Raw genomic sequence first — 19,515 nt, 5'->3', positions numbered from 1 at the left:
CTTTACGGACGTGCCACGGGCAGGGCGTCAACCGTGTCGTGCAACGCCTGGATGAGGGCGTCCGCGAGGGGGCGGTGGCGGCCCGGCGCGGTGACGATGCCGATGAAACGCGACGGGCAGGGCGCGGCGAGCGGCACCATGGCCAGGCCGCCCTGGTCGGCGGTGAGCGCCACCTGCGGGATCATGCTGATGCCGACGCCGGCCCGCACCAGGGACTGGGCGAAGATGTAGTCGCTGCCGCGGCAGGCGGTGCGGGGCTCGAAACCGGCCATCGCCGCGTAGTGCGCCAGCAGCTCGTCGATCGACAGGCAGCCGTGCACCCAGCGCTCGCCGGCCAGCTCGGCGATCGTCAGCACGTCGCGGCCGGCGAACGGGTGTCCCGCGGGCAGCACGATCCACATCGGGTCGTCGAGCAGCGGGGTCCAGGCGAGCCCGGTTCGGTCCCCCGGGCGTACGGGGGGAGGACCGTCGAAGTGATAGGCGATCGCCAGATCGGCGTCGCCGTTGCGGACCAGCGGCAGGCTGTCCGCCGGCTCCTTCTCGAAGACCGTGAGGTCGACGGCCGGCCGTTCCGTGTTGAAGCGGGTGAGCGCGGCCGGTAACAGGCGCTGGCCGCCGCTGGTGAACGTCGCCACGGTGAGGCTCTCGGTGTGTGACGACGTGAGCCGGGCGATCTCGCGCTCGGCGTTGGCCAGCTCGGCGGTGATCGCGTCGCCGGCCCCCACCAGCACCCGCCCGGCCTCGGTGAGATCGACACCCCGGGTGGTGCGCCGGACCACCGGCGTGCCGAGGCTGCGTTCCAGGGCGCTGATCTGCTGCGAGACCGCGGACGGGGTCAGCCGCAGGGAGGTGGCGGCCTGGTTGAAGCTGCCGAGGCGGGCGACTTCGCGCAGGACGGCCAGCCGGCGTACGTCGATCATCAGTTTTCCTTACGACGGATTCACAAAGTCAGCACTACCGCTTACTACCGTAGGTGGCCAGGCTGAGCTTGTGAATCGACGCGCGTGGCTTCTCTTCCTCCTGGTCTCGGTGCTCTGGGGCATCCCGTACTTCCTGATCAAGATCGCCATCGATGACATGTCGCCGGTGTTCGTGGTCTGGGGGCGCGTTTTCATCGCGGCTCTGGTGCTGATCCCGGTGGCGGCGACGCGCGGCACGTTGCGGCGGTTACGCGGGCGGCTCGGCACCATCGCGATCCTCGGCGTGGTGCACATCGTCGTCCCGTTCACGCTGATCACCTACGGCGAGACGCACATCTCGTCGTCGCTGACCGGGCTGCTGATCGCGGTCGAGCCGGTGGTGATCGCGTTGCTGCTGATCCGCACCGAACCGCTGAGCCGGGTGCGCATCGCCGGGCTGGTCGTGGGCTTCGCCGGCGTCGCGGTGCTCGTCGGCCTGGACGTCTCGGGCGACAAGTACGGGCTGCTGGGCGCCGCGATGGTGCTGGCCGCGGCGGTCAGTTACGGGGTGGCGACGATTCTGGTGCAGCGCAAGGCCGCGGACATCCCGCCGGAGGCCCTGGCCGGCGGCACCACCACCGTCGCGACCGTCGTGCTGCTGCCGTTCGCGCTGTTTAACCTGCCGGACGCGGGCAAGGTCGGGGCGAACGGGTGGGCGTCGCTGGTCGCGCTCGGTGTGCTCTGCACCGCTGTCGCGCTGCTCGCCTTCTACGGCCTGATCGCGCTCGCCGGATCGAACAAGGCAGGCCTGGTGACGTACATGAATCCGGTCGTGGCCGTGCTGCTCGGTGTGCTGGTGCTGGACGAGAGCGTGGGGGTGAGCACGATCGCCGGGTTCCTGCTGGTGCTGGCCGGCTGCTGGCTGTCCACCCGGCCGGAGAGGCCCCGGCGGGCCGCCGGCGAGCTGGTCGCGGCGGCCCCCGGTCGTCTCACGCCTGGGGGGTGAAGAGCACCTTCCCGGTACGCCCGTCCTTGCCCGCGTCCTGCAGAGCCTCGCGATACGCGCTCAGCGGGTAGGTGGCCTCGACATCGACCTTGAGCGTGCCGTCCGCGACCAGCGAGGCCAGCTCGGTGTAGACCCGCACGAGCTCGGCCCGCGGGGTCTGCTCGACCCACCGGATGATGTAGAAGCCGCGCTGCCGGACGTCGCGGTAGAACAGGTCCGGGTACGGGATCGTCTGCGACTCGCCGGTCACCGCGCTGAACGAGACGACGGTGCCGCCGTTCTCCAGCGCCGGCAGCAGCTTGCTCAGATCCGGTGCGCCGCCGTCGTAGATGACCCGGAGCTTCGTCTCGCCGATCCGCGCGGCCAGGTCGTCGCCGTCGACCAGCACGATGTCGGCGTGGACCCGGGCGGCCGCGCTCTCGCTGCGGACGACGGCGAGCACCTTGAGGCCGGCCCGCTTCGCCAGCGCGATCAGGTTCTGCCCGACGCCCGAGTTGGCCACGGTCAGCCCCACCCAGTCGCCCGGCCGGAGGGTGACGTAGTCATGCAGCAGCGCGTACGCCGTGGCCGGGTTCACCGCGAGCATCGCGAGCTGGATGGGGTCGGCGTCCGGCACCGCGACGACCTTGGCGGCCGGCACGACGACCTCGCTCGCCCAGGTGCCGTGCACGAAGGTGGGCAGCACGATCACGCGCCGGCCGACCAGGCTCCGGTCGGCCTGGCTGCCGGCGGCCACCACCCGGCCGGTGCCCTCGGCGCCGAGCTGGTTGGGCACCTTCGGGTAGACCCCGAACCAGCCGAGCATGAACAGCTGGTCGGCCGGGTTGATCGGGGCGGCGTCGATGGCGACACGTACGTCGTCGTCGCCGAGGGTCAGGTCGTAGTCCTTTTCGAGGACCGGATCCCCGCCGACGGCGGGAAGGATCAAGCGGCTCATCGCCGGCTCCTTGCTCTGTCCGAGTACGTCGTCGCCACTCTAAGACGATCGGTCACTTTGACGGGGCGAAGGTGAGATGAATGACTTTTAGACGGTCGGTCGTTTTGCGCCTAGACTGCCTCGCATGGCGCAACGCAGTCTCCGCGACGCGCTGCTGAACGCGGCCGCCTCGGAGTTCCACGAGAAGGGCTACTCGGCCACCGGGGTCGCGGGCATCGCCGCCCGCGCCGGCGCGCCGAAGGGCTCGTTCTACAACCATTTCCCCAGCAAGGACGACCTCGGCGTGCTGGTCGTCGAGGCGTACGCGCGCAGCCGCCGGGCCGAGATCCTGATGGAGCCCGGCGCCGACCCGATCGACGCGCTGCGGCGCCACTTCACCTGGCTGCGCGACGACCTCGGCGGCGACGAGTACACACGCGGCTGCCTGCTCGGCAACTTCGGCGGCGAGGTGGGCCGCACCGGCACGAAGGTCGACGACGCGGTGCGCGAATCGTTCGACCAATGGTTCGCCGCCATCACGTACGCCGTGCGCCGCGCCGCCGAGGAGAACCTGCTGCCGGAGGGCACCGACCCGGACGCGGCCGCGCGCTTCCTCGGCAGTTCCTGGGAGGGTGCCGTGCTGCTCGCGAAGGTCACCGGCAGCCCGGCCCCGGTGGAGGACTTCCTCGCCATCGCCTTCCCGCGGGTCCTCGGGCACCCTTTCGCCGTGCCGCCGGCCTAGACAGCGGATCATTGCGGGCATGCAGACATTTGATGTGGTCGTGATCGGCGCCGGGCCTGGCGGGGAGGTCGCCGCGGGTCGTCTCGCGGAGGCGGGCCTGGACGTGGCGATCGTGGAGGCCGACAAGGTCGGGGGCGAGTGCTCGTTCTACGCCTGCATACCGTCGAAGGCCATGCTGCGGCCCGGCGAGCTGCTGACCGAGGCGCGCCGGACCCCCGGCGTACGGGAAGCGGTGTCCGGAAAGCTGGACGTGCGCGCCGTGCTGGACCGGCGCGACGATCTCATCGGGCACCTCGACGACAGCGGCCAGCTGCCCTGGCTCGAGGAGCGCGGCGTGACGCTGGTGCGCGGCTGGGGCCGGCTCGCGGGCGACAAGCGGGTCGAGGTCGGCGACGAGATCCTGGAGGCGCGCCGCGCGGTCATCCTGGCCGGCGGCACCCGGGCCGCGATCCCGCCGATCGACGGGCTGGCGGAGTCCCGCCCGTGGACCAACCGCGAGGCCACCACCAGCCAGGAGATCCCCGAGTCGCTGGTCATCATCGGCGGCGGGGTGGTCGGCGTGGAGATGGCCCAGGCGTACACGTCGTTAGGATCGCGGGTCATCCTGGTCGAGGGCGAGCACCGGCTGCTGCACCGGGAGGAGCCGTTCGCCTGCGAGCAGGTCACCGAGTCGCTGACCGAGCAGGGCGCGGACATCCGCACCGGGCAGTCCGCGGTGGCCGTGCGGCGCGACGGCGACAAGGTCGAGGTGACGCTCAAGGACGGGAGCACGGCCACCGCGGCCGAGGTGCTGATCGCGGCCGGGCGGACGCCGCTGAGCAAGGATCTGGGCCTGGACACCGACGGCTTCATCGAGGTCGACGACCGGATGCGGGTGCCCGGCTCGGACTGGCTCTACGTGATCGGCGACCTGAACGGCCGGGCGCTGTTCACGCACATGGCGAAGTACCAGGCCGCGATCGCCGCCGGCGACATCCTGGGCCGCGACATGGTGGCCGCGCACCCGGCCGACGGGCTCGGCGCACCGCGGGTGATCTTCAGCGAGCCGCAGGTCGCCGCCGTCGGATACACCGCGGCGCGGGCCGCCGAGGCCGGTCGCAACGTGCGCTCGGTGGACATCGCGACCGAGGGCAACGCGGGCGGCGCCTTCTTCGGCAACCCGCGCGGGACGACCCGGTTCATCGTCGACGAGGACCGCGGCGTGCTGGTCGGGGCGACCTTCACCGGCACCGACGTGTCCGACTTCCTGCAGGCCGCGACCATCGCCATCGTCGGTGAGGTGCCGATCACCCGCCTGCGCCACGCGATCCCGCCGTTCCCGACCCGCAGCGAGATCTGGCTCTACCTCTTCAACGCCCTGGGAATCTAGATCACACCCGGGTACGCCCCAGGGAGTCTCCCTGGGGCGATGGGCCGGGCCGGTGCGCCAAGGTGGGTTCATGGACCTGAAGCTTGAGATCGTCGTACTGCCCGTCTCGGACGTGGACCGCGCCAAGGAGTTCTGGGCCGGCCTCGGCTGCCGCGAGGACGCCGACTTCACCGCAGGTGACGGGCTGCGCGTCGTGCAGATGACGCCGCCCGGGTCGCTGACCTCGATCATCTTCGGCACCGCGATCACCGATGCCGCGCCCGGCTCGAACCAGGGCACCCAGTTCGTGGTGGACGACATCATGGCGGCGCACGACGAGCTGGCGGCCAAGGGCGTCAAGGTCAGCGAGGTCTTCCACGACGCGGGCGGCGTCTTCCACCACGGCGGCACCACCGCCCGGGTGGCCGGACCCAGCCCGGACCGTTCCTCGTACGGCTCGTTCCTGTCCTTCGAGGACCCGGACGGCAACGGGTTCGTGATCCAGGAGGTCACGAACCGGCTGCCGGGCCGGGTCAACGAAGTGATCTACCGTTCGGTCGGCGACCTGGAATCGGCGCTGCGCGACGCCGAGGCCGCGCACGGCAAGCACGAGCAGGAGACCGGCCAGCCCGATGCGAACTGGCCGGCCTGGTACGCCCGGTACATGGCCAAGGCCACCGGGGTCGACCCCGCCTAGAGGATGCCGCGCTCCACGGCCAGGCTGCGCAGCCAGGTGCCGTCGTTGTTGGTGGCGCCGGTGCCCATCAGGACCTGGTCGAAGCCGTTGCCGTCGTTGTCGTCGGTGTAGCAGACCGTGACCTCCGACCACGGCGACACGGCGACCTGGAACTGGTCCTGCCGGCCGGTCGTGGTCTGGGTCAGGGTCTGCGCGGCCAGCCGGCCGGTCGTGGTGCCGTCGGTGTTGAAGCCGCGCAGCCAGCCGTCCTGGCTGGCGGTCCAGCCCACCACCGAGACACCCACGTCGTCGACGCCGACTACCGGAGAGGCCGCGCCGGTGGTCGTTGAGGCCTGCACCTCGTTGTGCCGGCCGGCGCCCGCCGGGGTGAACGAGCGCGTCCACACGCCCGCGGTCCCGGTGTGGTCGGACTCCCAGGCCACCGTGAAGTCCCCGGCGTAGTCCTCGGCGATCGCCGGGTGCCGCTGCTGGCCGCCGGTGTTGACGTTGGCCACCCGCGGCGTGAGCAGCACGGCGCCGTTCGCCTTGGCGAGCCGGGTCAGGCCCACGTTGTACGAGCCGTTGGCGTCGGCGTCCTCGTCCCAGACGATGGTCGCGTCACCGCTGGCGTCGACCGCCACGTCCGGCCGGTGGTGCTGCCCGGTGGTCTGGCTGGCGATTTTCTCGTACGCCTTGGTGGTCGTCCCGGTGTATCCGGCGGCCTTGACGGTGTAGACCGTGCCCTGGATGTCCTCCCAGACCACGGTGAACGCCACCGCCGTGGTGCTGCTGGGCGCGCCATCGGGATCGACGGCCACCTTGGGCAGGATCTGGTTGCCCGCGGCGTCCGCGTTCGCCTGACCCGAGCCGAGGATCGTGCCGGTCGGCGACACCACCCGGAACGGGATGTTGTAGACGCCGTTGCCGTCCGGGTCGTCGGCCCAGACCACGACCGCGTTGCCCTTGTCGTCGAGGCCGACGTCCGGGGTGCGGTGCCGCCACTGGGTGCCGGCGGTGCCGCCCGCGGACAGCTTCTTCTCGAACTTGGCGACGCCGTTCAGGTAGTACCGGATGTAGATCTCTTGGTGGTTGTCGTTCGCCGGGTCGTCGGTGTCCTTGTCGTCCTCCCAGACCACGGCGACGGCGCCGTTGCGGTTCGCGGCGATGGCCGGGGTGTCCTGGTCGCCGGTCGAGTCGCTGTTCGCGGTCGACCAGGTCACACTCGTCGCGGCCAGGGCGACGGACAGGAGTCCGGAGATGAGGGGCAGCATGGGCGGGGTCTCCTAAAGGGCCTGGAGGCCGGGCTGGCCGTCGAGGATGACGAACGACTTGGCGGTGCTGACGGCGGCGTCGTGCTCGGTCACCTTCGCCACCGAACGGAAGTCGGCACGCACCTGGGTACGCCCGACGGTGGTCAGCACGTAGCCGCGCCGGTTCGAGTAGAACTTCAGGTGCGGGTTCGTCGCGGCGTTGGGGATCGCGGTCGCCGCCGAGCCGTCGCCGCCCGAGGTGATCGACGTGCAGACCAGCTCGGTGCCGATGACCGCCGAGTTCGAGTTGGCGTAGTCCTGCTTGAGGTTGTTCGCCCACGACGCGTGCACGTCGCCGGTCAGCACCAGCGGGTTGCGCACCGCCCGGTTGACCCAGCCTGTCTGGATGCGGCTGCGCGAGGCGCGGTAGCCGTCCCAGGCATCCATGTTCGCGGCGCCGCTCGCGTCGAACTGCCGGGCGAAGAACACCTGCTGGCCGAGGATGTCCCAGGTGCCAAGGTGCTGGCCGAGGCCGTCGAGCAGCCACGCCTCCTGGGCGGCGCCGGTGAGCGTGCGGTTCACGTCGTCGGCCGCCGTGCTCACCTTCCAGCCGTCACCGTTGGCCTGGTCGTCACGGAACTGCCGGGTGTCGAGCATGTGGAAGGTGGCGAGCTGACCCCACCGTACGCGGCGGTAGAGGGGAATGCTGTTGCCGCTGGGAGCCTGCGCCGGACGCAGCGGCATGTTCTCGTAGTACGCCTTGTACGCGGCGGTGCGGCGGGCGGCGAACTGCGCGGCGGTCAGCGCCGGGCTGTTGTCGGCACGCACCATGTTCGCGTAGTTGTTCTCCACCTCGTGGTCGTCCGGCACCACCAGCCACGGCGCGATCGCGTGCGCGGCCTGCAGGTCCGGGTCCGACTTGTACTGCGCGTACCGGCGGCGGTAGTCGGCCAGCGAGACGATCTCGGCGCCCAGGTGCTGCCGGACGCCGCTGCCCGCCCCGCCCTCGTAGATGTAGTCGCCCAGGTGCAGGATCAGGTCGGGGCGGTCCTCGGCCATCCGCCGGTACGCCGTGTAGTAGCCGTTCTCGTAGTTCGCGCACGACGCGAAGGCCATCTTCAGGTCGGTGCCGAAGGTCCCGGTGGCGGGCGCGGTGCGGGTGCGGCCCACCGGCGACAGGAAGCCCTGCGCCCGGAACCGGTAGTAGTACTCGGCGTCCGGCTGCAGCCCGCCGGCCACCACGTGCACCGAGTGGGCGTCGGCGTAGTGCGCGGTCACGGTGCCGGACGCGACCAGCGACGAGAACGAGTCGGAGGTCGACACCTGCCAGTCCACGGCGACGTCGGCGTTCGCCATGCCGCCCTGGCCGTCCGCGTTGGTCGGGGTGGGCGCGAGACGGGTCCACAGGACGACACTGGAGGAGTCGGGCTCGCCGGAGGCGACACCCAGCTTGAAGGGGAACGGCGCGGCTGCCTGCGCACTACGCCCGGACAGAGCGACGGCGCCCGCGGTGGCGAGCCCGCCGAGGACGAACGTGCGTCGATGGAGCTTGGTCATGCCCGGAGACGTTTCGGGCGTACGGTAAATCCCGCTTTTCCGGGGCGCGTCCGGCGTACCAATCAATTGAAATGTAGGAATGAATCCGTCCACCTTGGATGGTTAACGGATCTTGTCCGGCGGATGTTCGCCCTGGCCATTAGGGTGAACGGCATGGATCAGCGCATTCTCGTCACCGGCGCGCGGCGGGGTCTCGGCGCCGCGATCGCGGTCGGGCTGGCCTGCCCCGGCCGCACCCTGCTGCTGCACCACCTGGCGGCTTCGGACGAGGCCGAGGGGGTGGCCCGGCTCTGCCGCGACCTGGGCGCCGACGCGGAACTGCTGGACGCCGATCTGGCCGGCCCCGCAGCCGTACGCGACCTCGCGTCCCGGGCCGGCCCGGTCGACGTGCTGGTCAACAACGCGGCGAAGGCGTCGAACATCGAGTTCCCGGCGCTGACGCTGGACGAGTGGGAGCGCACGTTCGCGGTGAACGTGACCGCGCCGATGCTGCTCGCCCAGGCCCTCGGCGCCGGGATGGCGGCACGCGGCTGGGGCCGGATCGTCAACGTCGTCTCACCCACCGTGCGGCTGGGCGGGCCGTCCGGTCCCGCGTACGTGTCGAGCAAGGCCGCGCTGATCGGGTTGACGCGTTCGCTGGCCCGGGAGTTGGGGCCGGGCGGGGTGACGGTGAACGCGTTGTCGCCCGGGGCGATCCGGACCGAGGGGGAGGACGAGCTCGACGCGTCGATGACTGCCGAGGCGATCGCGAAGCGGCCGCAGCTGGCGGCGAGCCAGGCGATTCCGCGGGCGCTGGTGCCGGAGGATCTGGTGGCGACCGTGCGGTTGCTGGTTTCGGAGGGGTCGGGGGCGCTCACCGGGCAGGTCATCGAGGTGGGCGGCGGGCTGGTGTTCCGGTAGCGGATTCCTCCTGCGGCGCATGTGACTTGCCTCAGGCGCGTCGCGGCGGTGGTTAGGTGCCGCGTGAGCGCGGGTTGTGCTGCGTCTCGGCCGGGGGGTGCCGTGCTGCCTCTTCGCGAGGGCTGCCGCTGCGTCAGCGTGGGAGCCATGCCCTGTCAGCGTGGGGCCGCATGCCTCGTCTCCGCGCAGGCCTTGTGCTGCATCAGCGCCTGGGCCGCATGCCGCGCCTCCGCCTGGGCTGCATGCCGCGCCTCCGTGTTGGCCGCATGCCGCGCAGTGCGGTGGCCGCATGCCCTGTCAGCGCTGGGGCGGTATGCCTCGCGGCCGATCCCATTATGCGGCGTTGGCGACCACATTGTGGACTTTCTCGCGACCTTGGAGACTTGCGCCCATATGCGAGCCATAAATATCCAAGGTCCACGAAACGGCGAGGAGAGCGGGGGAACAAAAGCCGCGAGTGGGGAGGAAAGAAAACTCTACAGTGGACTCCGATCCCACATTGCGGACCAGCAGCCACGATGTGGACGCCGGTCCCGTGCAATGGACCCACGTCCCACATTATGAGCTCCATTGCGGCAACCGACACCGGTTGACCTGGCCGGGGCGCGGCAAAGCTCGTCCCGGCTACGGTGCTGCGCTCCCGGCCACCGGCCACGCAGCGACTTCGGCCGCCAACGGCGAGGCTGACGCGCCGCCGACGGGCGAAGCTCACGCGCCGCCAACGGGGAGGTTGGCGTGCCCGGGCGAGCGTGGCCGGGCGGTGTCGGCGGCGTCGCTGACGTGCCTGGGCGGTGTCGGCGGCGAGGTTGGGGTGCCCAGGCGAGCGTGGCCGGGCGAGCGTGGCCGGGCAAGCGTGGCCGTGCGGTGTCGGCGGCGTCGCTGATGTGCCTGGGCGGTGCCGGCGGCGAGGTCGGGGTGCCCAGGCGGTGCCAGCGGCGCCGGCGGCGCAGTCGAACAGTGCCGAGACCCCGTGCGCCGTCTTTAGCGGATCTCGTCGTCTGGGGCGTGGCGCTGCTCGGGGATGTGGTCGGCGAGCGTGGCGGGGCGGCGTGGGGGCTCCGGTTTCTGGTTGTGGGTGTACTGGCCCAGGTCGGCCGGGCGGGTGGCTCGCAAGTGGTCGCGCAGGTCGGCGGGGCGGTGGGTGAGTTCGGTCTCCGGTTCGCCGCCGGTCGCCTTCGCCGGCAGCGCCGGCCGGTCGGCCAGCGTGGCCGGGCGCCGTCGCGGCTGGTCGTCGGAACGGCCCCAGCCCGGGATGCCGCGGTCGGCGTTCTGCAGGGCGGCGAGGTCGGTCGGGCGCTGCTGGAGATCGCTCAGGTCGGAGGGGCGGCGCTGGGCCGGGATCTCGTTGCGGTCGGTGCGTCGGAAGCCGCCGCTGAGGTTCGAAAGGCGGTGGCTGAGACCGCCGGCCTGCTGGTGGTCGGCGGGGGTGTCGAAGGCAGGCTCGAACGTCGGCGTCGAATCGGTGGCCGGTCGCGTCGGGGCGGATACGTGTGCCGAGACGTAGGGGGCGGCGATTCCGGGGGCCCGGCCGACCGGTTCCGGCAGCACCGGCTCCGCGAACGGCGGTGTGTCGGCTGCCGCGGCGGGGGCCATTTGTTCCGGCGCGGTCGGGGCGGCGGGCGGCGGTGTTGCCGATGCCGATGCCGCGGCCGCCGATGCCGCGGGTGCCGATGCTGCGCCCCATGCCGATGTCGATGCGGCGGTGGGAGTCTGCGATGCCGATGCGCCGGCAGGTGCCTGCCCTGCCCCTGCCGATGCGCCGTCAGGTGACTGCGCCGCCGCAGCCGAGGCCGCGGGTGCCAGGGTTGGCGGCGTCGTCACCGGTGGCGTTGGGGCCGGGTGCGCAGGCGATGCGAATGGCGATGTCGTGGCCGCGGGCGCCGGGATTGCTTGCTCCGGTGCCGCTGCTGGTGTCGCAGCCGATGCCGATGCCGATGCCTGTGCCTGTGCCCCAGCCGCACCGGCAGCCGCAGCCGGTGCCGCCGGTGTGGACGCCGCCGGTGCGGGGGAGACCGGCCGCTTTCGGGACGGCCGCGGAAGGACCGGCGCGATCGGCTCGGGGGCCGGGCGGTCGAAGATCCGGTTGAGGCGGTCCTCGAGGTCGGCCATCGCCGGTTCCGCGCTGGGAGCCTCGAAGGTGCGCTCGAAGCTGCGCACCGGTTCGAGGGTCGTCGGCCGCGGCGCATCAGCCGGAGTTGCCGGTCGCGGCGCATCAACTGGGGTTGCCGGTCGCGGCGCATCAACCGGGGTTGCCGGTCGCGGGGTGTCTGCGTAGCTGGGTGCCGGTGGCGTGTCGGCGAGCGAGGCCGATCGCGGAGCCTCGGCGGGTGCGGGTGCGGGTGCGGGTGCGGGGGTGGGGCTGGAAACCGTTTCGGGTGCGGCTTGCGGAGCGGGGATCACGCCGGTTGCTTCCACGTCCGCTGCCTCCATGCGGCCGGTGACGTCCAGGTTGGGCGCGACCATACGGATCGTCTGTGGATCTGTCGAGCGACTCGCGGCCGCAGTTAGATCACGGGTGGATTCGAAGTCGCTGATGTCCCGGCCGGCGTCGTCACGTGCGGCGGCGGGCGGTGCGTCGGCGGGCGGCAGAGCGGGCGGAAGCGGAACGGCGGCCAGCGCCGGGCGCTCCCACGGCTTCGGCGGCTCGGTCGCCGGGACCTCGATCGCCTTGCCGGACGGCGCGAAGAAAAACTCGTCCGGTGCGGACCAATCGGTGGTGTCGCCGGCCGGCTGGACCGGCGCGGCGGCGGCGGAGTACAGCCCGGGCCGGTCGGCGACCGCGCGCCCGAATGCCGGAAGGTCCGAGTCTTCCGCCTCCGACGTTTGCCTCCCGTCCGACATTTCGGAAATGTCGGACGACCCTGCCGCCGACGCAAGGGCGGGCGCCGGGCTAGGCGCGCCTGCCGGGCTGGGTGCAGCAGGTGCGCCGGCCGGCTCCTCGTCCCGGATTCGGGGGATCATCGCGGTCACCTCGCCGGGGCCCGCGGGCAGCGCCAGCGGAACCGCCGCGGCCGGCAGCGCGAGCGCCTCCCCGCGACCCTCCGCGACCGGACCCGGGGGCAGCGCCAACGCCGCGCGCCGCCCGGCGAGTCCGGGACGGGTCGCCGTGTCGTCGGGGGCGGAGTGCCGGCCGGGCAGTGCGGCCGCGGGTGTCGCCTCGTCACCGGCGTACTCGGAAAGCCTCGCCCACTGCTGCAGGCGCCGCAGAGGGCCGGGGGCCCACCAGGCCGCGTCGCCCAGCAGGCTGAGGACGGCCGGGACCAGGAGCATGCGGACGATCGTCGCGTCCAGCACCAGGGCGACGATCATGCCGACGCCGACGAAGCGCATAGTGGTCACCGAGGACAGGCCGAACGCGCCGGTCACCACGATGAGCAACGCGGCCGCGGCGCTGATCACCCGGCCGGTGCGGGTCAGGCCGGTGGTGACCGCCTCGGCGGTGGAGGCGCCGCGGGTGCGTGCCTCGACCATCCGGGACAGCAAGAATACCTCGTAGTCGGTGGACAGTCCGAACACGACGGCGGCCATCAGCACCACGATGCCGACCTCGAGCGGGGCCGGGGTGACGTTGAGCAGGTCCGAGCCGTGGCCCTGCTGGAAGATCCAGACGAGCACGCCGAACGTGGCGCTCAGGCTCAGCGCGCTCACCAGCACCGCCTTGATCGGCAGCAGGATCGAGCCGAACGCCAGGAACATCAGCAGCAGCGTGGCGCCGACCAGCAGAACGATCATCAGGGGCAGGCGGTCCGAGGTGGCCTCCAGACTGTCCACGTTGCGCGCGGTGGTGCCGCCGACCTGGAGCTCGGCGCCGCGCGGGACCGGCAGCGCGCGGATCGCGGACACGATGTCGCGGGCCTCGGTGCTGTACGGGTCGGGGTTCTTCAGCGTGGCGGTGAACAGCGTGACACCGTTGGCGCGTTCGGCGGCGGAGAGCTGGGCGATGCCGGGGATCTGCCGGGCGGCCACGGCGAACGCGGACGTGTCCGAGCCGCCGCGAAGTACGATTTGCACGCCGTTGCCGGAGAACTGCGGATAGTCCGCCTTGAGTGTCTCGATGGCCTGGCGGGACGGGTCGCTCGCGGGCAGCGTCCGTTCGTCGCTGTCGCCGAACTTGACACTGTGGATCGGGGACGCGAGCAGTACCAGGGCGGCCAGGATCGGCACGGCCACCAGCAGCGGGCGGCGCAGCACGAAGCCGGCGAGGCGGGTCCAGCCGGAGACCGGGTTGGGCTTCGCGCGGCGGGGCAGGTGCACGGGCAGCTTGTCGACGCGCTTGCCGAGGGCCGCGAGCAGCGCGGGCAACAGGGTCAGCGACAGCACCGCGGCGAAGAAGACGGCGGCGAGACCCCCGTACGCGAGGGAATTGAGATAGCCCTGGGGGAAGAGCAGCAGGCCGGCCAGTGCGATCATCAGCAGCGTCGCGGAGAACACCACGGTACGCCCGGCGGTGCCGACGGTGCGGCTGACGGCTTCGGCGGGCGTACGGCCGGCGGCTTGTTCCTCGCGGAAGCGGCCGACCATGAACAGGCCGTAGTCGATGGCCATGCCGAGGCCGAGCAGGCTGGCGACGTTGACCGCGAACGAGTTCACCTCGTGGAACGACGCGATCAGGTGCAGGACGCCGAGCGAGCCGAGCACCGCGGCGCCGCCCACGAGCACCGGCAACGACGCCGCGACCAGCGAGCCGAACAGGAACACCAGCAGGATCAGCGTGATCGGCAGCGAGATCAGCTCGGCGGTGCCCAGGTCGGAGGTCGAGCGCGTGGAGGACGCGTCGGCCAGGGCGACCGCGCCGGAGAGCTGTGCCGTCGCGCCGTCGACGGTGAACTTGTCGTCGATCTCGCGGTAGGAGTCGAGCTTCGCGTCGTCGTCGTCGCCGGCCAGCGTGATCACCGCGATCGCGCTGGACTTGTCCTTTGCCACGTACTGCGAGGATTTCTGATTCCAGTACGACGTGCTCTTCGCCACCGCGGATGGGGGCAGCGCGGCCAGCCGGTCCCGGATCCGCTTGCCCAGCGCCGGGTCGTCGATCTTGCCGTTGGCCGGCGTGTAGATGACCACGAGGTCGCCGCCGCGCGCGCCGAACGCGTCCTGGACGGTTTGCGACGCGTGTGTGGACTCACTGTTCGGGTCGTTGTAACCACCCTCGGTGAGCTGCCCGAACACGCCCAGCCCCCAGATGCCGGCGCCGATCACCGCGACGAGCGCGACGGACAGCACCGGCCATCGGAATCGGGCGACCCACGATCCCCAGCCCGCGAACACGAAGAAACCCCTCTCTGACGGCCCCCCGGCCGTTTTCTAACGGAGTGCCGCGGCCTCCAGCGCCACGCCGCCACATCCTTGCCCGTACGCCTCGGCGGTCGTCCAGTCCAGACGCAACTGAGCCGTCCTCGGGGCGCGGAAGCGGATGGTCAGCACCGCGGACTTGAGCGTGTCCGGGTGCTGGTCCACCGTGCTGCTACCGGTCGCCGAGCCGGCCGAAAGTGTCGCGTCCAACCGGCCCTTCGCCGAAATCACTCCAATGTAGAGCTTGAGCACCCGGGTGCTCGTACCGGCCGGAGCCGTCAAGGTGAAGCCGTTGTTCTTACCGCAGGTGCGGACGCCGGTGTCAGTGCCGTCGCTGCGATCGACTGGGGTGCCGCCGGTCCGGCGGAACCGTTGCGGGCTCAGCGCGTGACGGATTCGCGGGCCCGTTGAGCGCCGGGCACGACCCTCTCCGGTCGACGGCAACCGACCCCTCCTAGGTCGTCGCTGGCATGAGTGGTAAACAATCTCACTTCGTTGCGTGACGAACCAGAGCGGAAACAGTGATCGACCGGACGGCTGATCAGCCACATCGGCGGTTCGGGGGAGGTTTCCGCAGCGGCCGTCACCACCCCGGGTACGGTGTGTTTCTGCTTGCCCTTGTTGTCCCGTACCAGCCGGTAGACCAGGAGTCGACGAATATGAGTACCCCCACCACCGCGGATGCCAAGCGTCGAGGTCAGGCGTTCGCCGGAGGCATCGCCGGTGTGGCCGTCATCGTCGCGCTGGTCGTCGTCTTCCTCGTGATCAAGGCCGGGGACGACGGGAAGCCGGACACCGGGGCGGTCGCGCAGGCCGCGCCCACGCAGCCGGCCTCGCCGCAGCCGGCCTCGCCGCCGGCCGAGCAGGCGGATCCCGCGCAGGCCGATCCCGCGCAGCCCGCGCAGCCCGCGCAGGTTGACATTCCGCCCGCGCTGGCGCAGCCGCCGGTGGTCAAGGCCGGCACCGGGACGCTGAGCGCGCTCAAGGTCACGACGCTGATCCCCGGCGACGGTCCGGCCGTCAAGTCGGGCCAGACGATCACCGTGAACTACGCGCTGGTCGACTACAAGACCGGCCAGCCGCTGGAGTCGTCCTTCGACAGCGGCCAGCCGTTCAGCACGCCGATCGGTGTCGGCAAGGTGATCCCGGGCTGGGACCAGGGCGTCCCCGGTCAGAAGGTCGGCAGCCGCATCCAGCTCGACGTGCCGGCCGATCTCGCGTACGGCCCCAGCCAGGGCGACCTGCGCTTCGTCGTGGACATCCTCGCCGCGCAGTAGGTCTTACAGCTCCGCGACGATGACGTCGAGCTGACGAGGGTGGCCCGCCTTGGCGGGCTGCTCCTCGACCCGGTATTTGAGATCACGCAGCACCCCTACGACCTCGTCGATCGTCTCCGGCGTGCTGCCGGACTCGGCGAGGTCGCGCACCAGCCGCCCCTTCGTGGCCTTGTTGAAGTGGCTGACGATGGAGCGTTTCGGGGTGCCGTCCACGGTGCGTTCGTGCAGGACCCGCACGGTCGCCGAGCCGTCCGCGGGCGGTGACCACATGGCCGCGTACGCCCCCGACCGCAGATCCAGGATCGGCCCCCGCGTTTCCCGCGGTTTCAAGGCCGGGGTCAAAGCCTTTTTCCAGTACGCCGTGAGCCCGCCTATCGACCCCGGCAACGTGACGCCGACCGAGCAGCGATAGGCCGGGATGCGATCGTCGAGCCGTACGACTCCCCACAGCCCCGAGAACACCACGGCGCTGCGATCGACCCAGTCCCGCGCTTCGGGGGTGAGCCCCGCCGGGTCGAGTGCGTCGTAGAGCACCCCGGTGTACACCTCGGCGGCCGGTCCCGCGGGGGCCATCGGCAGCTCAGCGTTACGCCCCAGCTCGTGTCGAAGCCCGTCCCCGATGCCGAGGATCTGCGAGGTCTCCGCGACCGAGCGTGCACTGGTGCGCCGGCACAGAGCGACCAGCCGGCTCATGACCCGGCGGCGCGCGCCCGCGAGAGTGGGAAGCCACAGCGAGGCGGGGTCGACGGGGTCGCCGGCGACGGGCGGGGTTTTGCCCTCGGAAGGCGGCAAGAGGATCAGCACCACCGAACATTAGACGAGCCCGGCGCGCCCGCGGTCGCGACGTGCGCGGCATCATGTGAGGCCCTGTTGATAGGCATAGGCGACCGCTTGGGCCCGATCGCGGACGCCCAGCTTCGCGAACACGTGGGTTATGTGGGTCTTGACCGTGTGGGGCGTGATGACCAGTTGTTCCGCGATTGCCGCGTTGGACAGGCCGCGCGCCATCAAGCTCAGCACCTCCGCCTCCCGGGTGGTCAACCCGTCCGGCGCTGCCGGGGCGGCGTTCAGGGCGTCCACCAGGTGGTGCTGCACCCGAGGGTCGATCATCGCGCGGTCGTCGAGCACCTGCCGCAGCGCCTGGCTGATCTCCTCGCCGCCGGCGTCCTTGGTCAAATAGCCGCGGGCGCCCGCGCGCAGCGCCTCGAGCAGCGACTTGTCGTCGGTATACGTCGTGAGCACCACGACCCGCACCGCCGGCATCAGGTCGCGGAGCCGCCGGGTGGCCTCGATGCCGTCGCAGCGAGGCATGCGCAGGTCCATCAGGACGACGTCGGGCTCGAGCCGGCCGGCCATCTCGATCGCCTCGTTGCCGTCGCCGGCGGCGCCCACCACCTCGACGTCCGGCAGCAAGCCGAGCACGAGCGCCAGCCCTTCCCGCACGACCTGCTGATCGTCGGCGATCAACACCCGGATCATCGGGGCACCGCCGAGCCGGCGCGCGGGCCGGGCGTGGCCGGCATTCGGATCATCGCGGCACCTCCAGTTCGACGCGGAAGCCGCGCGTGGTGGCGGCGGCCGTGAGTGTGCCACCGAGCAGTTCGGCGCGCTCGCGCATGCCGGTCAGCCCGTAGCCGCCCGACGTGTCCGCCGGCGGGTCGGGCGGGTGCGGATCGATGGCGGAGTCCTCGACCGTCAGGCGGACGCCGGCCGCCTCGTAGGCCAGGAGCAGGTCCACCCGGTCCGGGCAGGCGTACTTGGTGATGTTGGTCAGGGCCTCCTGCGCCACGCGGTAGATCGCCAGGCGCGTCTCGGAGCCGAGCCCGGCCGGAGTGCCGGTGACCGCCAGGTGGCAGGGCACGCCGCGATCTTTCTCGAACTGGACGGCCAGACCGGCGAGCCGCTCCGGACCGGGAAGATCGTCGTCGCGCAGGGTCTCGATCGCCTTTCGGGCCTCGGCCAGCCCGCTGCGCCCCAGGTGATGGGCCTTGGCGATCGCCGCGGGCAGGCGTGGATCGGCGGGGTCGGTCACCGCGAGCAGGCGGGCGCCCTCGAGCTGGAGCAGCAGCCCGGACAGCGAGTGGGCCAGCACGTCGTGCATCTCGCGGGCGAGCCGCTGGCGTTCGGCCGCCCGCGCCACCTCCGCCTCGACCTCGCGCCCGTGCTCGAGCGCCGCCACCAGGCGCTGCGACAGGCTGACGGCCTCACCGAGCCGGACCGCCAGAAACAGCACGCCGTAGAACGCGCCCATCGTCACCGCGGTCAGCACCGCGGTCACCGCCGGGACGCCCTGCGCGATCGCGGCCACCGCGAACGAGATCACGACCCCGGTGGCGATGATGGCCGCGAACTTCTGCCGCAGGATCGGAATCAGCAGGGACAACCCGACGAAAAGCCCGGCCACGCCGGCGCCGTCCGGCTGGAACCAGATGAGCGCGATGGAGGCGGCGAGGATCAGCAGCACCGACCCGATGTGAGTCTGGCTCTTACTCTCCATTGTGGGCACCGCGACCGCGCCGGCGAGCACCAGCAGGCCCAGCGTGATCGAGACCGCGAGCGACGAGCCGGCGAGCCCCGGGCGCGGGTCGGTGATGAAGCCGGTCCACACCACGATCAGCAGGATGAGCGGCACCAGCGGCCGCAGCCACCGCACCACGTCACGCCGCTTGTCCTTGGCAGCGGTGAGAGCCGAGCTATCGACGAGGTCCACGCCCGGACATTACTTCGCGACGGTATGAGACCGCGTCGGACCGTGGTCCGATATCTGATCTACGAGCGTGCTCCGAGATCGATTCCATGCCGTGCTCCGATGTGCGCCGGTGCCGCCGTGGCGCAGCCTTTCCTGGACAACGCGAGGAGGGCACAAAATGCACAAGGTCAAGGCACTGGTCGGGGGATACGTGGGGCTCAGCCTGCTCACCGTGATCGCCATCGTGCTGATGCGGAACCATCCGAAACTGGTCACCGACGCGGTGTGGACGCGGGCCGTCATCGTGGCGGCCTCGTCATTGCTGACGCTGCGGTTCACGGTCGGCGCGAGCCGCGGCTCCAGCCGGCATTTCCTTCGTCTGCGCATCGTCACGGCGGTGATGCTGGTGGCGGTCGTCGTCATCGTGGCACTGCCGGGCGCGTTCCCGGTGTGGTTGCGGGCGGAGCAGGCGGTCTGTGGCGTGTTACTTCTGGGAGTCGTCGCTCTGGTCAACAGCCCGGCCCTGCGGTCGGTCCACAGCCGGGCGAGCGCCTAGCCATGGCCGGCCTGAGCTCAGCGCTCGGCGGTCAGCGCGTCCGGGACGGTGGGGTGGACACTGAGCCGCCGGCTCAGCCCCACCGTGTCGAGCAGCTGCGACAGAAACGCGTTCGGGCCGGCGAGCCGCAACCAGCCGCCGCCGGCCCGGGCCCGGTTGTGGCCGACGACGAAGGCGCTCAGGCCGGTGGAGTCGCAGAACTCCACGCCGGACAGGTCGACCACGACCATCGGGCCGGGCTGCTCGAGCACCTGGTCGAGGGCGGTGGTCAGCACGGTGGCGCTGTCGACGTCGAGATTGCCACGCACGGTTACCACGACCTTGCCGTCGGGATCACCGACCACGGAAACATGCACAACGGCCCCCTTAGGCGAGCGACACCTTCTCTCTGCCCAGAACGAGGCCGGAAG

Annotated in this window: 17 protein-coding genes; 7 read left to right on the top strand and 10 right to left on the bottom strand. The window is 71.4% G+C overall.

Annotated features, from left to right (window positions below; translation table 11 throughout):
- Window positions 1-2: 2 nt before the first annotated feature.
- Window positions 3-920: a LysR family transcriptional regulator gene (locus HH310_RS36230; RefSeq protein ID WP_169180246.1), complete on the bottom strand. Its 918-nt coding sequence runs from the start codon at window positions 918-920 to the stop codon at window positions 3-5.
- Between the two features lie 70 nt (window positions 921-990).
- Between HH310_RS36230 and HH310_RS36225 the strand changes: the two genes are divergently transcribed.
- Complete coding sequence (locus HH310_RS36225; RefSeq protein ID WP_169180245.1) at window positions 991-1,905, top strand: DMT family transporter; 915 nt, start codon at window positions 991-993, stop codon at window positions 1,903-1,905.
- Here HH310_RS36225 and HH310_RS36220 read toward each other — a convergent pair.
- On the bottom strand, window positions 1,889-2,842 hold the full coding sequence (locus HH310_RS36220; protein WP_169180244.1) for an alcohol dehydrogenase catalytic domain-containing protein: 954 nt from the start codon (window positions 2,840-2,842) through the stop codon (window positions 1,889-1,891). The genes HH310_RS36225 and HH310_RS36220 overlap by 17 nt on opposite strands.
- A gap of 124 nt (window positions 2,843-2,966) precedes the next feature.
- On the opposite strand from HH310_RS36220, the gene HH310_RS36215 reads away from it, so the two are divergent.
- The 3 genes from HH310_RS36215 to HH310_RS36205 all read left to right on the top strand — a co-directional run bounded on the left by HH310_RS36215 (window position 2,967) and on the right by HH310_RS36205 (window position 5,608).
- Window positions 2,967-3,563 carry a TetR/AcrR family transcriptional regulator gene (locus HH310_RS36215; protein WP_169180243.1) on the top strand — a complete coding sequence of 199 codons (597 nt, stop codon included), beginning with the start codon at window positions 2,967-2,969 and terminating at the stop codon, window positions 3,561-3,563.
- A gap of 19 nt (window positions 3,564-3,582) precedes the next feature.
- Window positions 3,583-4,932 carry an NAD(P)/FAD-dependent oxidoreductase gene (locus tag HH310_RS36210; RefSeq protein ID WP_169180242.1) on the top strand — a complete coding sequence of 450 codons (1,350 nt, stop codon included), beginning with the start codon at window positions 3,583-3,585 and terminating at the stop codon, window positions 4,930-4,932.
- Between the two features lie 70 nt (window positions 4,933-5,002).
- Window positions 5,003-5,608 (top strand): VOC family protein, encoded by a 606-nt coding sequence (locus tag HH310_RS36205; RefSeq protein ID WP_169180241.1) that lies wholly within the window; start codon window positions 5,003-5,005, stop codon window positions 5,606-5,608.
- Here the strand turns inward: HH310_RS36205 and HH310_RS36200 are convergent.
- Window positions 5,605-6,858 (bottom strand): hypothetical protein, encoded by a 1,254-nt coding sequence (locus tag HH310_RS36200; protein WP_211193052.1) that lies wholly within the window; start codon window positions 6,856-6,858, stop codon window positions 5,605-5,607. The two genes, HH310_RS36205 and HH310_RS36200, sit on opposite strands and share 4 nt — an antisense overlap.
- 12 nt (window positions 6,859-6,870) lie before the next feature.
- Complete coding sequence (locus tag HH310_RS36195) at window positions 6,871-8,394, bottom strand: alkaline phosphatase (protein WP_169180240.1); 1,524 nt, start codon at window positions 8,392-8,394, stop codon at window positions 6,871-6,873.
- A gap of 153 nt (window positions 8,395-8,547) precedes the next feature.
- On the opposite strand from HH310_RS36195, the gene HH310_RS36190 reads away from it, so the two are divergent.
- Window positions 8,548-9,294, top strand: coding sequence for an SDR family NAD(P)-dependent oxidoreductase (locus HH310_RS36190; protein WP_169180239.1), 747 nt, complete (start codon window positions 8,548-8,550; stop codon window positions 9,292-9,294).
- A 981-nt stretch (window positions 9,295-10,275) separates the two neighbouring features.
- On the opposite strand, the gene HH310_RS43345 is transcribed toward HH310_RS36190, so the two are convergent.
- Window positions 10,276-14,559, bottom strand: coding sequence for an MMPL family transporter (locus tag HH310_RS43345; RefSeq protein WP_312034556.1), 4,284 nt, complete (start codon window positions 14,557-14,559; stop codon window positions 10,276-10,278).
- Between the two features lie 36 nt (window positions 14,560-14,595).
- Complete coding sequence (locus HH310_RS36180; protein WP_169180238.1) at window positions 14,596-15,027, bottom strand: hypothetical protein; 432 nt, start codon at window positions 15,025-15,027, stop codon at window positions 14,596-14,598.
- A gap of 215 nt (window positions 15,028-15,242) precedes the next feature.
- Here HH310_RS36180 and HH310_RS36175 point away from each other — a divergent pair, with 215 nt between their 5' ends.
- Window positions 15,243-15,860: an FKBP-type peptidyl-prolyl cis-trans isomerase gene (locus HH310_RS36175; RefSeq protein WP_169180237.1), complete on the top strand. Its 618-nt coding sequence runs from the start codon at window positions 15,243-15,245 to the stop codon at window positions 15,858-15,860.
- Between the two features lie 3 nt (window positions 15,861-15,863).
- Here HH310_RS36175 and yaaA read toward each other — a convergent pair whose 3' ends face one another.
- The 3 genes from yaaA to HH310_RS45635 are packed head-to-tail and all read right to left on the bottom strand — an operon-like array spanning window position 15,864 to window position 18,570.
- Window positions 15,864-16,664, bottom strand: coding sequence for a peroxide stress protein YaaA (yaaA, locus tag HH310_RS36170; RefSeq protein WP_169180236.1), 801 nt, complete (start codon window positions 16,662-16,664; stop codon window positions 15,864-15,866).
- Window positions 16,665-16,715: 51 nt separating this feature from the next.
- Entirely contained in the window at window positions 16,716-17,339 is a 624-nt protein-coding gene (locus HH310_RS36165) for a response regulator transcription factor (RefSeq protein ID WP_169180235.1), read from the bottom strand.
- Between the two features lie 49 nt (window positions 17,340-17,388).
- On the bottom strand, window positions 17,389-18,570 hold the full coding sequence (locus tag HH310_RS45635) for a histidine kinase (protein WP_169180234.1): 1,182 nt from the start codon (window positions 18,568-18,570) through the stop codon (window positions 17,389-17,391).
- Between the two features lie 157 nt (window positions 18,571-18,727).
- Between HH310_RS45635 and HH310_RS36155 the strand changes: the two genes are divergently transcribed.
- The gene (locus tag HH310_RS36155) at window positions 18,728-19,105 is read left to right on the top strand and encodes a hypothetical protein (protein ID WP_169180233.1); all 378 of its coding nucleotides are present in this window, start codon (window positions 18,728-18,730) and stop codon (window positions 19,103-19,105) included.
- Between the two features lie 17 nt (window positions 19,106-19,122).
- On the opposite strand, the gene HH310_RS36150 is transcribed toward HH310_RS36155, so the two are convergent.
- Window positions 19,123-19,461 (bottom strand): STAS domain-containing protein, encoded by a 339-nt coding sequence (locus tag HH310_RS36150; protein WP_169180232.1) that lies wholly within the window; start codon window positions 19,459-19,461, stop codon window positions 19,123-19,125.
- Window positions 19,462-19,515 lie beyond the last annotated feature (54 nt).

The organism is Actinoplanes sp. TBRC 11911 (genome assembly GCF_012933445.1).
Taxonomy (GTDB): Bacteria; Actinomycetota; Actinomycetes; order Mycobacteriales; family Micromonosporaceae; genus Actinoplanes.
This window is presented reverse-complemented; position numbering and strand designations above follow the sequence as displayed.

What these genes read in the sequence shown, in the direction of transcription:
- HH310_RS36230 (WP_169180246.1), bottom strand. Translation starts at nt 920, where the DNA reads ATGATCGACGTACGCCGGCTGGCCGTCCTGCGCGAAGTCGCCCGCCTC.
- HH310_RS36220 (WP_169180244.1), bottom strand. Translation starts at nt 2,842, where the DNA reads ATGAGCCGCTTGATCCTTCCCGCCGTCGGCGGGGATCCGGTCCTCGAA.
- HH310_RS36215 (WP_169180243.1), top strand. Translation starts at nt 2,967, where the DNA reads ATGGCGCAACGCAGTCTCCGCGACGCGCTGCTGAACGCGGCCGCCTCG.
- HH310_RS36210 (WP_169180242.1), top strand. Translation starts at nt 3,583, where the DNA reads ATGCAGACATTTGATGTGGTCGTGATCGGCGCCGGGCCTGGCGGGGAG.
- HH310_RS36205 (WP_169180241.1), top strand. Translation starts at nt 5,003, where the DNA reads ATGGACCTGAAGCTTGAGATCGTCGTACTGCCCGTCTCGGACGTGGAC.
- HH310_RS36200 (WP_211193052.1), bottom strand. Translation starts at nt 6,858, where the DNA reads ATGCTGCCCCTCATCTCCGGACTCCTGTCCGTCGCCCTGGCCGCGACG.
- HH310_RS36195 (WP_169180240.1), bottom strand. Translation starts at nt 8,394, where the DNA reads ATGACCAAGCTCCATCGACGCACGTTCGTCCTCGGCGGGCTCGCCACC.
- HH310_RS36190 (WP_169180239.1), top strand. Translation starts at nt 8,548, where the DNA reads ATGGATCAGCGCATTCTCGTCACCGGCGCGCGGCGGGGTCTCGGCGCC.
- HH310_RS36175 (WP_169180237.1), top strand. Translation starts at nt 15,243, where the DNA reads ATGAGTACCCCCACCACCGCGGATGCCAAGCGTCGAGGTCAGGCGTTC.
- HH310_RS36165 (WP_169180235.1), bottom strand. Translation starts at nt 17,339, where the DNA reads ATGATCCGGGTGTTGATCGCCGACGATCAGCAGGTCGTGCGGGAAGGG.
- HH310_RS36155 (WP_169180233.1), top strand. Translation starts at nt 18,728, where the DNA reads ATGCACAAGGTCAAGGCACTGGTCGGGGGATACGTGGGGCTCAGCCTG.